Below are 14,032 nucleotides of genomic sequence, written 5' to 3' on the forward strand. Positions count from 1 at the left end.
CCCATTTTCCGGCCGTTTCGGGCACACGCAGGCCCGCTGGATGCGAAGATCCGACCCATGAGTGACCCCATCCGCGTCTTCCTGCTCGACGACCACGAGATCGTGCGCCGAGGGCTGCGGGCGTTGCTCGAGTCCGAGGGCGACATCGTCGTCGTGGGTGAGTCCGGCACTGCTGCAGGAGCTGCCGAGCAGATCCTGGCACTCTCCCCCGACGTGGCCGTGCTCGATGCCCGGTTGCCCGATGGCACGGGTGTCGAGGTGTGTCGACAGGTCCGCGAGGCCGATCCGAGCGTGCAGGCGCTGATCCTCACGAGCTATGACGACGACGAGGCGATGTATGCGGCGATCCTGGCCGGCGCCTCGGGCTATGTGTTGAAGCAGATCGAAGGGTCCTCGCTGCTCAGCGGCATCCGGCTCGTCTCGAGTGGACACTCGTTGATCGACCCGGCTGCTGCCCTGCGCCTCGTGCAGCGCTCCACCGAACCGGCATCCTCGGCATTCCCATCACTCACTCCGCAGGAGCACAAGGTGCTCGCCGCCATCGCCGAAGGACTCACCAACCGGCAGATCGGCGCTCGTCTCCACCTCGCCGAGAAGACCGTGAAGAACCACGTCACCAACATCCTCAGCAAGCTCGGCGTCGAACGCCGCACCCAGGCTGCACTCCTCGCAAGCAAGATCTCGCATCCCACCGGGGCCTGACGGCCGCGGCGGGTCCGACCCGCCACGTCACGGGACTCTGTCACCAGATTGCATGGCTGGTGTGTGTGGCTACAGCCTGCAGGAGACCAATTCCCCGCCCGGGCGGGGAATTGTGTGGCCCATGGGGCCCCTGGGGCCAGCGGCCCCAGCGGAGATCACTCGTAGGTCTGCACGAACTCCGTGAGGCGCTTGAGCTGGTCGGGGTTGGTGGCGGGGATGACACCGTGGCCGAGGTTGAAGATGTGGCCCTTGGCGGCGCGGCCGGCGCGGATGATCTCGCCGGCTCGCGCGAGCATCACCTCGGTCGGCGCGAAGACGAGGGTCGGATCGAGGTTGCCCTGGACCCCACGGTCGCCAACGCGTTCGATGGCGTGCTCCAACGGGGTGCGCCAGTCGACGCCGACGACGTCGGCACCGGCCTCGCCCATGGCGTCGAGCAGGTTCGAGGTGCCGACACCGAAGTGGATGCGGGGCACTCCGAGGTCAGCTGCGGCGGAGAGCACTCTGGTCGAGTGCGGCATGACGAAGGTGCGGTAGTCGTGCGGGGTCAACGCGCCCGCCCAGGAGTCGAAGAGCTGGATCGCCGAGGCGCCGGCCGAGACCTGCACCTCCAGATAGGCGGCGGCGATCCCGGCGATCTTGCGCATCAACGCGTCCCACACCTCGGGAGCGCCGAACATCATCGCCTTGGTGCGAGCGTGGTCCTTCGACGGCCCGCCCTCGACCAGGTAGGAGGCGACCGTGAAGGGGGCACCGGCGAAGCCGATCAGCGGCGTGCCACCGAGCTCGGCAACCAGCTGACGCACCGCCTGGCTGATGAACGGGACGTGCTCGGGGGCCAGGTCGGGGATCGCCTCGACATCGGCCATCGTCGAGACCGGTGAGGCAACCACCGGACCGACGCCGGCCACGATGTCGAGATCGACGCCGACGGCCTTCAGCGGCAGCACGATGTCGGAGAAGAAGATCGCGGCGTCCACGCCATAGCGGCGGACGGGCTGGAGTGTGATCTCGGTGACGAGGTCGGCGTCCATGCAGGACTCCAACATGCCGACGCCTTCGCGCACCTCCAGGTACTCCGGCAACGAGCGACCCGCCTGCCGCATGAACCACACAGGCGTGTGATCGGGGGTCTCACCTCGCGCGGCACGCAGGAAGGCGGAGTCGGCCAAGCGAGGATCAGCTGAAGCAGTCACCCGACCATCCTCGCAGGTCAGCGGCGTGGCACCACACCCAGCCGGGGACACCGCCGTAGCATCGACGTCATGGTCGTCCGACAGGAGACGCGTCCCCCCGGGGATGCGTCGCCCCAACCCGAGGTGTTTCGCGCGGCCGCCGCTTCGCTGCTCGCCGCCCGCCTGCGCCCCGAAGTGTCGGTCGAGCCGATGCCCGCTCCGCAGCGCATAGCGCCGTACGCCACGGCACTCTCCGCCGACGTCGAGGTCGACGACGAGGAACTGGCCACGGGCCGCATCATCTTGTTGCACGATCCACACGGCAATGACGCCTGGGGCGGCACCTTCCGTTTCGTCAGCTATGTCCGGGCCGAGGTCGACCCGAGCCTTGCCTCCGACGCCATGCTCGGTGCCGTCGGCTGGTCCTGGCTGACCGATGCGCTCGGGGCCCACGAGGCGACCCACAGCGCCCTCAGCGGTACCGTCACCCGCGTGAGCGTGGAGAACTTCGGCGTGATGTCCGACGAGGAGCCGAGCGCACAGGTCGAGATCCGCGCCTCATGGACGCCCGAAGTCGACGCCGAAGCGACCGCCGCCGATCTCCGTGACCACGTCGAGGCGTGGGGCGAGCTCCTCTGCACCGCCGTCGGGTTGGAGCCCCTCCCCGAAGGCGTCGCCATGATTGCGCAGCGGCGCGGACAGCGCGGCTCGTGACCGACGAAGAAGTCCAGCAGGAGGCGGTCCCGGCCCCACTGCTCACGCTGTCCGACGGCACGCCGCACGTGGTGGAGACCGACCGTGAGTACCGCGAGATCTGCGAACGCGTGGCCGCCGGCACCGGCCCGATCGCGCTCGACGCCGAGCGTGCCTCCGGCTTCCGCTACTCCGCCCGCGCCTACCTGATCCAACTGCGCCGCGAGGGCACCGGCACGGCACTGATCGACCCCACCAGGTTCGACGACCTCAGCCTCCTCCACGAGGCCATCGGCGGTGACCAGTGGATCCTCCACGCGGCCTCCCAGGACATCCCGTGCCTGCGCGAGGTCGGCCTGGTGCCGACCGACCTGTTCGACACCGAACTCGCCGGCCGACTCCTGGGCTATCCCCGTGTCGGCCTGGCCACGCTCGTCGAGTCGATCCTTGGCAAACGGCTGCGCAAGGAGCACTCGGCCGCCGACTGGTCCAAGCGGCCACTCCCGCCGCCGTGGCTCGAGTACGCCGCCCTCGACGTCGAGCCCCTCGCCGAGCTCCGCGACGTGCTCGCCTCAGAGCTCGTCGACGCCGGCAAGGACGAGTGGGCACGACAGGAGTTCGAGCACCTCCTCGACTTCCGGCCGAACGTGCGTGCCGAACCCTGGCGGCGTACGTCGCAACTCAGCCGGGTGCGCAGCCGTCGCGCTCTGGCAGCAGTCAGGTCGCTGTGGCAGACACGCGACGCGATCGCCCAGAACAAGGACGTGACGCCCGGGCGGATCATCCCCGACTCCGCGATCATCGAGGCCGCGCTGGCGCTGCCGGTCTCGCGCCGCACGCTCCTTGCGCTGCCGGGCTTCAAGGGCCGCGGTGCCGAGCGCTACGCGATGAAGTGGGTCAACGCTCTGCAGGAGGCCCGCGAACTCGACGAGAGCGCCCTGCCCCAGCGCAGCCCGCGATCCGACGGCCCGCCGACCGCCCGCGCCTGGGCGGAGAAGGACCCGATCGCCAGGAAGCGTCTGCAGGCGGCCAAGGAGGCCTTCGCCGCGCTGAGTGAGGAGTGGTCGACCCCGACCGAGAACCTGCTCACACCCGACACCATGCGCCGGGTGCTGTGGACACCGCCGAAGACCCGCGACGAGACCGCCCTGAGCACCGAGGTGGCCGAGACCATGCGGGCGCTCGGCGCTCGGGAGTGGCAGATCGAGCTGACCGCCCCGCTGCTGGTCGCGGCAATCCTCGACGCAGAGAGCTGACCCTCACTCCCCGCCCGGAGCCTCCTCGGAGGCGGTCGGCGACTCGGAACCGTTCGGCTCGGTCGACTCCCCACCTGACTCCGGCGAGTCGGTGGTCTCGTCCTCGGGCGGCGAGAGGACCTCCCGGGAGGTTGCGTCGATCTCCTCGAGCGACGTCTGCAGATCCTCCAGGACGCGGGCGTAGAAGAGCGCGTGCAGCTGGTCGTGCAGCGCCTCGTCGAGGTCGGACCACGACTCGAGGGCGGGCGGCGTCACGATGTCGCGGATGCTGCGGTTGAAGACCTCGGCGTGCGCCGGGAACTGCTCACGCTGCAGGAAGTCGTCGGACTCGGCGACCTCGTTGTTGGCCGGCACCAGGTAACCGGCGGAGGCAACCTCGGCCACCGACTCCGCCGAGACCGCGTGCACGATGAAGTCGGCGGCTGCGGACACGCTGCCGGGCTCGGCCGACATGCACAGGCCGCTGACGTCACCGATGGTGCGCTCACTGTCGAGCGTCGGCATCGGGATCACGTCGAAGTTGAGGCTCGGCGTGCTGCGCAACAACGGCACCAGGTTGCGGTAGCCGGCGATCATGCCGAGTTTGCCCTTGGTGAAGCGCTCCAGCGCCGACTGATTGCGCAACTGCTTCGGGGTGAGCGTGATCTGGTTGTCACGCAGCACGTCGAGCGTCGTGCCGAGCGCCGCCATGGAGTCTTCCTGGGCGAGGGTAAGCGTGGTCGGGTTGGTCTTGTCGTCGAAGAGCTCACCGCCACCGGAGTAGACGAAGGGAGCGATCCCCTCGAGAGTCGGCTCAATGTGGACGCCCTTCGCTCCCGGGCGCGAAGCCGCGAAGCCGGCGGCCGCGGCGAACTGGTCGAAGGTCCAGTAGGAGTAGGACTTCGGGGCCGGCAGGCCCTCCTCGCGCATGGCAGCCCAGTCGATCAGCTGGGTGTTGAAGTAGATCACCATCGGGGACACTCCGTAGGGCATGCACTGCACCTTGGAGTCGCCGGAGAAGGCCGCGATAGCGTCGCGCTTGTAGTCGTCACCGAAGGAGATGCCACGAGCGTCGAGCAGTTCCTCGACGGGCTGGTTGAGGCCCTCCGCCATGACGGTGCCGAGGTCGCGACGCGAGAGCAGGTAGATGTCGGGCGGGTTCTCCCCGGAGACCTGGTCGAGGACCTCGTCCTCGGTCTCCGCGGCCACCAGGGTGACCTTGACGGTCTCGTTGGCCTCGTTGAAGCGATCCACCGTCTTCTCGTAGGCGGCCACCTCCTCGTCGGGCCCGTAGGCCATGAAGGTCAGCTTGACCGGCTTCTTCGTGGTGCCGACCGGGTCGTCGATCGGGCCGCCACCACTCGACTGACACCCCGCCACCAGGGTCGCCAGAAGGGCAATGCCCACCGCCGCTGCGCGTCGTCCCACGAGCTGTTCGCCCCTCACTCCCCCGACCACCCGATGTGGCCGGTTCCAACGGATACCAGCGCAACGATAGCGGTCTCTGCACGAAGCAACGATGTCGCTGTCGGCGTCACGACTCCTTCAAACGTTCAAGTATTGGCGTGCCGCGGCCACCACGGCGGCGAAGATCCGGGGATCCAGAGCCGCACCTTCTCGGCGTACGTCGCCGTCGGGGATCCGCAACAATCGGTTGATCCGGACCTCGCTCGGGCGCCGTTCCCGGTCCCAGTCACCCGTCCCGACATCCATCCACCAACGCCCCGCACGCGCCTCCTGCTCAGCGTCACGGTCGTGGTCCTTCGAGGTGAGCTGCAGGCCAAGCCAGTGGTCGCCATCCTTCGCCAGCACCAACATCGGCCGGTCCTTGCCCTGGGCCGGGTCATCCTCGTAGGGCACCCACGCCCACACCACCTCGCCGGGATCCGGCTCCCCGTCGATCTCGGGTGCGTACGTCGCGCGAGGCTGCGGGTCGCTCATGCGCGGCACCCTACCGAACGGGGAGGCGAAGGACACCCGGGCAGATTCGCCGCGCCTTCGCGCGGATTCGCCGCGCCTTCGAGCGGATTCGCCGCGCCTTCGCGCGGATTCACGGCAGCATTGGGGCCGATGAATTACCCTTGGGGAGCACGTCGGGCCGCGGCAGCCCCGGGTCCCAAAATAAGCCGCTACGAGCGGCCACGCGCCGTGAGGCGCTCCCGGTCCGACGTGCTCAGCTTCTCGGCCGGCACCCTTGACCGAGCTGGCCCGCGAAGGGCTCAGGCCCTCGCTCAGAGCCCGCCGGCCAACTCCAGACGGGCCGCGTCCTCCAACTGGTCGGCCAGCTCCGCCATGAGGGCCGCTTGCTCGGCACGGGCGGCGCCGGCAGATTCCTGAGCTCGCCCGGCAGCCACCACCCTGGCGAAGGCAGCGGCCCGCAACAACACGTCGCCCCATTCCGAGTGCGCGATGCCACGCAGCACCTGGTCGACCATCGCCCGGAGCTCCTGCGGCCCCGGCGGCTCCGCGACCCCGGCAACCACGTGGTCGACCTCGGCGACGTGCCGCCCGGCGTCGAACTGGCGCGCCGCCTCGACGGGTTGGGCGTGTACCCACTCCCGCAGGAGGTAGAGCCGCCACAACGCCCCCGCCGAGCTCGATGGCGGGGAGGCGGCCCACAGGTCGGCCAAGGCCTCGAGTCCCTCGTCCTCGGCCAGGCGAACCAGTCGTTCGATCAGCTCGCCGTCCTGGGAACCTCGCGCACCGCGCACCAGCAGCTCCGCCGTACGCTCGGCGAGCTCCGCAGCCAGCGCAGGATCGGCTGCGCCCTCGATGGCGTCGAAGAAGGCGTCACCGGGGACGAGTGGGCGGTGGTGAGGTCGGGGCACCTGATCACATTACGCCGGAGGCGGTCAGCCGAGGACCTTGCGGATCCGGGCGTCGGAGACGGTCTCCCTGGTGCCGAGCTGCTGGGCCCACAGCTGCACCCGGAACTCCTCGAGCATCCATCCCGCCCGACGCAGGTCGGCTCCCGGTGGGCGCCCCTCGGGCAGGGCCGCGAGGCGGTGCTCCCAGGCCTGCTGGAGCTCGTTGACCTGGTCCATCAGCATGCGGTCCTTGCCGAGCTGGGTCTCGAGCTTCTCCTTGCGCGCCAGCACGCCGCGCAGGTAGCGCGGGATCTCTCGCAGCCGGGCGGTGCCGGCCTCGGAGACGAAGCCCCGGTGCACGAGGCGGCCCAGTTGGGCCCGCATGTCGGTGAGCGCCGGCAGCACGTGCAGGTCGGCACGGCCGGAGAGCTCGCGATCCGCGGTGCGCCACAGCTCCAGCACCGCGAAGACGTCGTGGAGCACCGCACGCGTCCGCGCCTCGAGCTCACCCGGGCGATTGACGGCGTCGAGGAGCGCCTGCCACTCCTGCATCGATCGCACCGCTGGCCGGGCATCGACGGCTTCCACGAGTACCGCGACGCGACAGTCCTCGAGCAGCTCGGCGACCGACGGGTAGGGCGAACCCGCGAGCTGGAGCTTCTCCGCGTTGCCAAGCGAGGAGGTGATCGCCTTCACCGGCGACGCGGTGTTGAGCAGCAACAGCCGCGCCACGCCGAGTCGGTGCCGCGCCTCCTGCTCGTCCGCCGAGCCGAACACCTGGAGACCCACCGTGGTCCCCTCGTCGACCAGCGCCGGGAAGCCCCGCACCTCGTGACCGGCACGCACGGTGGTGAAGGAAGGCTCGATGGTGCCGAAGGTCCAGGTGGTCTGCCCCGTCACGGTGATCCCGGAATCGGCGGCCGCTTCGGCCATCGCCTTGGCAAAGGTCGGGCGCAGCGGCTCCTTCAGCGCATCGAGGTCCTTGCCGCGCGCCTTCACCCGGCCCTCCTCGTCCACCACCTTGAAGGTCGGGCGGAGGTGGTCGGGAACCTTGCTCCAGTCCCAGGCCTCGGCGGGTACGGCGACTCCGGTGGTGCTGCGCAACCAGCGGGTCAGGGCCATGAGCAGCGGTTCCTCCCCGGTGGGACGGCGGTGAGGAAGTCGCGGGCCTTGTTGGGCGCGGGCACGAAGTTGACCCGCAGCGACTTGGGCAGGCTGCGGATGAGTGCGGTGACCAGCTCTTCGCGCAGACCCGGCACGTTCCAGCTGAACTGGTCGGCCTCCACCTGGTTGAGGGTTGCCACGGGCACCTCCACGGTGACGCCGTCGTCGGCCGAGCCGGGCTCGAAGTGATAGCTCAGCGCGAAGGTCAGTCCCTCCTCGGCAGCTCCGGCAGCGCCGGGACTGGCCGATTGCCAGGCGGCCGGGTAGTCGGTTGCCCGCACCTCGCCCGCGGTCTGGTGCGTGAGCATGTCGGGGTCGAAGGTGAGCAGGGCGGGATGCGCCCGGCGCTCCTGCTTCCACCACTGCTCGAAGTGGGCACCGCTGACCACGTCGGGCCCGATCCGGGCGTCGTAGAAGTCGAAGAGCGTGTGCTCGTCGACGACGATGTCACGGCGCCGGGCGCGGTGCTCGAGCTCCTCCGCCTCGTCGAGGAGGCGCTGGTTCTCGTTGTAGAACTTGTGGCGACCCGACTCGAGCGCCGGCCAGTCGCCGTACACCAGCGCATGGCGGATGAAGAGCTCCCGGCTCAGCTCCCGGTCGATCTTGCCGTAGTTGACCAGCCGGTCCGCGACGAGCGGGACGCCGTAGAGCGTGACCTTCTCGTGGGCGAGCACTGCCGCCTGCTTGCGCGACCAGTGCGGTTCCGACCAGCTGCGCTTGACGACGTGTGCGCCGAGCCGCTCGGCCCACGCGGGGTTGATGGCAGCGTTCTGCCGGGCCCAGAGTCGGGAGGTCTCGACGAGCTCGCCCGCCATGACGTATTGCGGGTTCTTCCCCTTCAGGCCCGATCCCGGGAAGATCGCGAACCGCGCACCGCGGGCGCCGACGTACTCGCGGGGGCCTCGCCGCTTCTCCGGTCGCTGACCCGGTTGCGTCTTCTCCCGCTCCTCGAGCAGGCCGATGTGGGAGAGCAGGCCGGAGAGCAGGGCCTGGTGGATGCCGTCGGCGTCGGGCTCGTCTGCGGGCTGGCCGAGCTGGACCTTCATCTCCTTGCAGACCTGGCGCAGCTGCGACTCGAAGTCCTGCCACTCGCGTACCCGCAGGTAGTTGAGGTACTCGCGCTTGCACATCCGACGGAAGGCACTCGAGGAGAGCTCCTTCTGCTGCCCCTTGAGGTGGCGCCACAAATTGAGCCAGGTGAGGAAGTCCGAGGTGGGGTCGGTGAAGCGGGCGTGCAGTTGGTCGGCCTGCGCGCGCTGCTCCTCCGGCCGCTCGCGCGGGTCCTGCAGGGAGAGGGCGGCGGCGATCACCAGCACCTCGCGCACGCACCCGAGCCGCTCGGCCTCCAGGATCATCCGACCGAGCCGCGGGTCGATCGGAAGCCGCACCAGCCGGCGGCCCAACCCGGTGAGGCGAGGTCCCGTCGTACGCCGGCCGCGTCCGCGGGGCTGCCTGCCCGCCGACTGGTTGCCGGTCTGGATCGCGCCGAGCTCCTCGAGGAGTTGGGTGCCGGCGGTGACGTTGCGCTTGTCGGGCGGCTCGACGAACGGGAACCGGCCCAGGTCGCCGAGACCCAGGGAGGTCATCTGGAGGATGACGGAGGCGAGGTTGGTCCGCAGGATCTCGGGGTCGGTGAACTCCGGGCGGGACGCGAAGTCCTCCTCCGAGTAGAGCCGGATCGCGATGCCCGCCTCGACGCGGCCGCAGCGACCGGAGCGTTGATTGGCCGAGGCTTGGCTGATCGGCTCGACGGGGAGCCGCTGCACCTTGGTGCGCAGCGAGTAGCGGCTGATCCGCGCCACACCGGAGTCGATCACGTAGCGGATGCCGGGCACGGTCAGCGAGGTCTCGGCGACGTTGGTGGCGAGCACGACCCGGCGGACCCGGCTGGAGGTGGGACGCCGGAAGACACGGTGCTGCTCGGCCGCGGAGAGGCGGGAGTAGAGCGGGACGACCTCGAGCAGACCCTGACCGCTCTTGTCGAGCGGCGCGAGCGCGTCGGCGGTGTCGCGGATCTCCCGCTCACCGGGGAGGAAGACGAGGATGTCGCCGGGACCTTCCGCGCTGAGTTCGCGCACCGCGTCGACGATCGCCTCGGTCTGGTCGCGCACGACCACCTCACCGTCGTCGTCCACCGTCAGGCCCACCCCGTTGGTCGACCCCGCCCCGTTGGTCGAGCCTGTCGAGACCCCACCCCCATTGGTCGAGCCCACCCCGTTGGTCGAGCCTGTCGAGACCAGTGGCCGATAGCGGACCTCCACCGGATAGGTACGCCCGGACACCTCGATGATCGGCGCAGGGTTGCCCGCGCGGTCCGCGAAGTGGGCGGCGAACCGCTCGGGGTCGATGGTCGCGGAGGTGATGATGATCTTGAGCTCCGGGCGTCGGGCAAGCAGCCGCCGCAGATAGCCGAGGATGAAGTCGATGTTGAGGCTGCGCTCGTGGGCCTCGTCGATGATGAGCGTGTCGTAGCGCTTGAGGTCGCGGTCGCGCTGCAGCTCGGCCAGCAGGATGCCGTCGGTCATCACCTTGATGCGCGACTGCTTCGAGGTCTTGTCGGTGAAGCGCACCTGGTAGCCGACCAGGTCACCCAGGCCCTCACCGATGCCGTCGTTGCCGAGTTCCTCGGCGATCCGCTCGGCCACGGAGCGGGCGGCGATCCGACGTGGCTGGGTGTGCCCGATCAACCCGTCCTTGCCACGTCCCAGCTCAAGGCAGATCTTCGGCAGTTGCGTCGTCTTCCCGGAGCCGGTCTCACCGGCGACGATGACGACCTGGTGGTCACGGATCGCCGCCGCGATGTCGTCGCGACGGCCACTGACGGGGAGCTGGGGCGGAAAGGTGATCTGCACGATGGGTCGATTCTCCCCATCGGTCGAGAGTGCGCGGACCGGCGTCGAGAGTGCGCGGACGGCGCCCCGGGCGCATCTCGTCAGGTGCAGGCGAGCGCGTCGCGCAGGATCTGCGCGTGGTCGAAGGCAAGGCCCTCCACCAGCGCGGTCTCCACCGGCACCCACGCGGCGTGCGCAGCATCGTCGCCGCCCATGACGTCGGGTTGGGTGGCCAGTCGCACGTGGAAGGCGATGGTCACGACGCGGCCACGACGCGGGTCACGGTCGGGGGCGCCGTACGCCGCCAACTGGCGCAGCTCTCGCGCACGCAGTTCCAGGCCGGTCTCCTCGGCGAGCTCACGCGCAGCCGCCTCGGGCAGGTCCTCATTGGGTTCGACGAAGCCACCGGGAAGCGCCCAGCTGCCGGCGTAGGGCGGGTTGGCACGCCTCACCAGGAGCACGTGATCGCCGGGCGAGAAGGCGACCACGTCGACGGTGACCAGGAACTGACTCTGCATGTTGCCTCCAGGACGGGTCCGGCGATTCTGCCAGCCGCTGGCGCGATCGTGCTTCACAGCACCCCGGTGGGGAGGACACAGGAAGCGCACAGCAAGCCGCCGCACGCTCGGTGTCATGGAAACCGAGACGAATGCCGAGACGACTCGCGGGCCCGCCGGAGCCCCGGTCGAGCAGCCGACCAAGGAGAAGCTCAAGGACCGCGTGTGGGGATGGCGTGCACTCACCGCCACGGCCGTCGCGGCGCTGGTCATCGGCGGGGCCGCGGGTAGCGGCGTCACCCTCCTGGTGAACGACGACTCCGGCAACCGCCAACGGATGGGGCAGTTCGGTCCACCCGGAGGCGGGGAGCGCCCCGATTTCCCCGACGGTGAGCGTCCCGACGGGCGGGGCGGCCAGGGTGGCCAGCCGGGCCAGCCCGGCAGTGACGGGGATGCCGACTCCGACACGAGCGCTGAGTCCACCATCGCCTGGTCCTGATCCCCCACTCCCGTTGCAGGGTGGTCGGGCAACCGACGGTGTCGCTACGGTGAGTGGGTGAGCCATTTGCACTCGGGTGACGACGGCGGCGAGAAGATCCGGATCTTCCTCCTCGACGATCACGAGATCGTGCGTCGGGGCATCCGGGAACTGCTCGAGACCGAGCCCGACCTCGCCGTCGTCGGCGAGGCTGCGCTGGCCGAGGAGGCCTTGGCCCGGATCCCAGCCGCCCGGCCGGACGTGGCGATCCTCGACAACCGACTGCCGGACGGTTCCGGCATCGACGTGTGCCGCGAGATCCGCTCCCAGGACCCCGGGATCGCGGCCTTGATCCTCACCTCCTACGACGATGACGACGCCCTCTTCGCCGCGATCATGGCCGGCGCAGCCGGCTACGTGCTCAAGCAGGTACGTGGGGCTGACCTCGTGGACACGATCCGTCGCGTCGCCGCGGGCCAGTCGATGCTGGATCCGTTGGTGACCGGGCAGGTGCTGGAGCGGTTGCGCAGCGGTCCGCCGGTCAACAAGGAGCTGGAGCGTCTCACCGAGCAGGAGGTGCGGATCCCCGACCTCATCGGCGAAGGACTCACCAACCGGCAGATCGCTGCGCGGATGCACCTGGCCGAGAAGACCGTGAAGAACTACGTCTCCTCCCTGCTCGCCAAGCTCGGGTTGTCCAGCCGGACCCAGGCAGCCATCTATGCGGCCAAGCACGCCAAGCAGTGACCACTCGATGACCGAAGGTGGTTGAGGCGATGCGGGAGGGAGCGGCGGAGGACGACCACACCGAGCTGCGGCTGCTGCTCGGTGCGGTCGCTGGCATGTCGGCCGACCTCAACCTCGACCGAGTCCTCCGCAGGATCGTGCAGGTCGGCAGTCGACTGGTCGGCTCCCGCTATGCCGCCCTCGGGGTCCTCGACGCCGGCCCCGAGGGCCGACTGCGGACCTTCGTCCAGCACGGCATGTCTCCCGAGGAGGAGCAGGCCGTCGGGGAGCGACCCCGCGGCCGCGGACTCCTCGGACTGCTCTTCGAGCATCCTGTTCCGCTGCGGCTACGCGACATGAGCGAGCACCCCGCGTCGTACGGCGTCCCGCCGGGGCATCCCCCATGCGCTCGTTCCTCGGAGTGCCGATCCTGATCCACGGCCAGGTCTTCGGCAACCTCTACCTCACAGGCAAGCTCGGTTCCGACCAGTTCTCCGATCGTGACGAGGAGATCGCCGTCGCCCTCGCCGGAGCAGCTGGCGTCGCCATCGAGAACGCTCAGCTCTACGAGGAGGCGGAAGTGCGCCAGCGGTGGCTGGAGGCGACCGCGGAGGTGACCGGGATGCTGGCCGGCGCGGTTTCCGGGCGAGAGGCCCTGCAGACCATCGTCGACCGGGCTCGCGAAGTCGCACGGGCCGACGTCGCCTGCATCGCCTCGGGCACGGACCCCGAGCAGCTGCGCCTCGAGGTCGTCTCCGGGGTCCCGATGACCCCGGACGTGCGCGAGTCGCTCGCACTCGGCCGCTACCTGGCGGTCCAGGTCGCCGCGACGGGCGACGCGCTCACCCTCGACGACCTCACCACGGGCGCCGGTGGTACGGCGTCCGATGTTGCCCGGGCTCCGCGGGTCGGCGGGCCGGACGGACCGCAGCTCGGCCCCGTCGTCCTGGTCCCGATCCGGCTGGGCGCCGGGACGCAAGGGGTTCTCGGTCTGGGATGGACACCGGAGCACCGCGACAGCTACCACCGTCTCGACCTCTCGATGCCTGCCAGCTTCGCCGAGCAGGCCACCCTCGCGCTGCACCTGGCGCGGCTGCGGGACGACCGGGAACGGCTGGCCCTGCTCGAGGACCGTGACCGCATCGGCCGCGATCTGCACGACTGGTGATCCAACGTCTCTTCGCTGTCGGACTCGGGCTGCAGGGCACTGCCCGCCTGGTGGACCACCCCCGCGCCCACGAACGGCTGGAGCAGGCCGTCGATGACGTCGACGCCACCATCCGTGAGATCCGGCGCACGATCTTCGCGCTCGGCCCTGACGCCGGCGGAGGCGATGTCCAGGCGGAGGCGACGCGACTGGTCGAGCGCGCCCGTGGCACCCTCAAGTTCCGCCCCGAGCTGGACTTCGTGGGCCCGGTCCGGTCGCTCGTGACCGGAGACCTGGCAGCCGACGTGCTCGCCGCCCTGAGCGAGGCACTCTCGAATGTCAGCCGGCACGCTCACTCCTCGCACGTGCGGGTCTCCCTGCGCGCGGGCTCCGAGGTGACCCTCGTGGTCGAGGACGACGGGGTCGGACTCCCCGACGACTTCGCGGAGGGCGGTCTGGCCAACATCCGGGAGCGGGCTGCACGGCGTGAAGGCACTGTCGACCTCGAATCCGCGCCGGGCACCGGTACCCGACTGACCTGGTCCGTACCACTGCGCGACACCGCTCACTGATCGTC

At 69.9% G+C, this 14,032-nt stretch carries 13 protein-coding genes and 1 pseudogene; 8 read left to right on the forward strand and 6 right to left on the reverse strand.

What is annotated here, in order from left to right; all coding sequences use genetic code 11:
- Positions 1 to 57 precede the first annotated feature (57 nt).
- The gene (locus L1066_RS16080) at positions 58 to 702 is read left to right on the forward strand and encodes a response regulator (protein WP_235737283.1); all 645 of its coding nucleotides are present in this window, start codon (positions 58 to 60) and stop codon (positions 700 to 702) included.
- Between the two features lie 155 nt (positions 703 to 857).
- Here L1066_RS16080 and hemE read toward each other — a convergent pair whose 3' ends face one another.
- Positions 858 to 1,898, reverse strand: a complete 1,041-nt coding sequence (gene hemE / locus L1066_RS16085; protein ID WP_235737284.1) for a uroporphyrinogen decarboxylase — start codon at positions 1,896 to 1,898, stop codon at positions 858 to 860.
- A 69-nt stretch (positions 1,899 to 1,967) separates the two neighbouring features.
- On the opposite strand from hemE, the gene L1066_RS16090 reads away from it, so the two are divergent.
- Together L1066_RS16090 and L1066_RS16095 are read left to right on the forward strand one after the other, a co-directional pair.
- Entirely contained in the window at positions 1,968 to 2,591 is a 624-nt protein-coding gene (locus tag L1066_RS16090; protein ID WP_235737285.1) for a DUF3000 domain-containing protein, read from the forward strand.
- A complete protein-coding gene (locus L1066_RS16095) occupies positions 2,588 to 3,826 on the forward strand; it encodes an HRDC domain-containing protein (protein ID WP_235737286.1) in 1,239 nt (412 codons plus the stop codon). The genes L1066_RS16090 and L1066_RS16095 overlap by 4 nt, the downstream gene beginning before the upstream one ends.
- A gap of 3 nt (positions 3,827 to 3,829) precedes the next feature.
- On the opposite strand, the gene L1066_RS16100 is transcribed toward L1066_RS16095, so the two are convergent.
- From L1066_RS16100 to L1066_RS16120, 5 genes and pseudogenes are all read right to left on the reverse strand, one after another.
- Positions 3,830 to 5,251, reverse strand: coding sequence for an ABC transporter substrate-binding protein (locus L1066_RS16100; protein WP_235737287.1), 1,422 nt, complete (start codon positions 5,249 to 5,251; stop codon positions 3,830 to 3,832).
- A 99-nt stretch (positions 5,252 to 5,350) separates the two neighbouring features.
- Positions 5,351 to 5,746, reverse strand: coding sequence for a type II toxin-antitoxin system PemK/MazF family toxin (locus tag L1066_RS16105; protein ID WP_235737288.1), 396 nt, complete (start codon positions 5,744 to 5,746; stop codon positions 5,351 to 5,353).
- 290 nt (positions 5,747 to 6,036) lie between these two features.
- Positions 6,037 to 6,633, reverse strand: coding sequence for a hypothetical protein (locus L1066_RS16110; RefSeq protein ID WP_235737289.1), 597 nt, complete (start codon positions 6,631 to 6,633; stop codon positions 6,037 to 6,039).
- Between the two features lie 24 nt (positions 6,634 to 6,657).
- Positions 6,658 to 10,793: pseudogene (gene hrpA / locus L1066_RS16115) on the reverse strand (ATP-dependent RNA helicase HrpA).
- Positions 10,709 to 11,125 (reverse strand): NUDIX domain-containing protein, encoded by a 417-nt coding sequence (locus L1066_RS16120; protein ID WP_235737290.1) that lies wholly within the window; start codon positions 11,123 to 11,125, stop codon positions 10,709 to 10,711. Before L1066_RS16120 ends, hrpA begins: the two are co-directional and overlap by 85 nt.
- Before the next feature lie 115 nt (positions 11,126 to 11,240).
- Here L1066_RS16120 and L1066_RS16125 point away from each other — a divergent pair, with 115 nt between their 5' ends.
- Genes L1066_RS16125 through L1066_RS16150 form a run of 5 tightly spaced genes read left to right on the forward strand, consistent with a single transcriptional unit; the run spans position 11,241 to position 14,027 of the window.
- Entirely contained in the window at positions 11,241 to 11,603 is a 363-nt protein-coding gene (locus tag L1066_RS16125; protein WP_235737291.1) for a hypothetical protein, read from the forward strand.
- 57 nt (positions 11,604 to 11,660) lie between these two features.
- Positions 11,661 to 12,329, forward strand: coding sequence for a response regulator (locus tag L1066_RS16130; RefSeq protein WP_312007983.1), 669 nt, complete (start codon positions 11,661 to 11,663; stop codon positions 12,327 to 12,329).
- Positions 12,330 to 12,358: 29 nt separating this feature from the next.
- Positions 12,359 to 12,742 (forward strand): GAF domain-containing protein, encoded by a 384-nt coding sequence (locus L1066_RS16135; RefSeq protein WP_235737292.1) that lies wholly within the window; start codon positions 12,359 to 12,361, stop codon positions 12,740 to 12,742.
- Positions 12,712 to 13,476, forward strand: a complete 765-nt coding sequence (locus tag L1066_RS16145; protein ID WP_376707691.1) for a GAF domain-containing protein — start codon at positions 12,712 to 12,714, stop codon at positions 13,474 to 13,476. The genes L1066_RS16135 and L1066_RS16145 overlap by 31 nt, the downstream gene beginning before the upstream one ends.
- A complete protein-coding gene (locus L1066_RS16150; RefSeq protein ID WP_235737293.1) occupies positions 13,473 to 14,027 on the forward strand; it encodes a sensor histidine kinase in 555 nt (184 codons plus the stop codon). Before L1066_RS16145 ends, L1066_RS16150 begins: the two co-directional genes overlap by 4 nt.
- The last annotated feature ends 5 nt before the right edge of the window (positions 14,028 to 14,032 follow it).

The organism is Nocardioides alcanivorans, from assembly GCF_021555175.1.
GTDB classification, from domain to species: domain Bacteria; phylum Actinomycetota; class Actinomycetes; order Propionibacteriales; family Nocardioidaceae; genus Nocardioides; species Nocardioides alcanivorans.

Excerpts from the sequence above, each read along its gene's own strand:
- L1066_RS16145 (WP_376707691.1), top strand. The coding sequence starts at position 12,712 with ATGCGCTCGTTCCTCGGAGTGCCGATCCTGATCCACGGCCAGGTCTTC.
- L1066_RS16125 (WP_235737291.1), top strand. The coding sequence starts at position 11,241 with ATGGAAACCGAGACGAATGCCGAGACGACTCGCGGGCCCGCCGGAGCC.
- L1066_RS16120 (WP_235737290.1), bottom strand. The coding sequence starts at position 11,125 with ATGCAGAGTCAGTTCCTGGTCACCGTCGACGTGGTCGCCTTCTCGCCC.
- L1066_RS16105 (WP_235737288.1), bottom strand. The coding sequence starts at position 5,746 with ATGAGCGACCCGCAGCCTCGCGCGACGTACGCACCCGAGATCGACGGG.
- L1066_RS16090 (WP_235737285.1), top strand. The coding sequence starts at position 1,968 with ATGGTCGTCCGACAGGAGACGCGTCCCCCCGGGGATGCGTCGCCCCAA.
- L1066_RS16135 (WP_235737292.1), top strand. The coding sequence starts at position 12,359 with ATGCGGGAGGGAGCGGCGGAGGACGACCACACCGAGCTGCGGCTGCTG.
- L1066_RS16080 (WP_235737283.1), top strand. The coding sequence starts at position 58 with ATGAGTGACCCCATCCGCGTCTTCCTGCTCGACGACCACGAGATCGTG.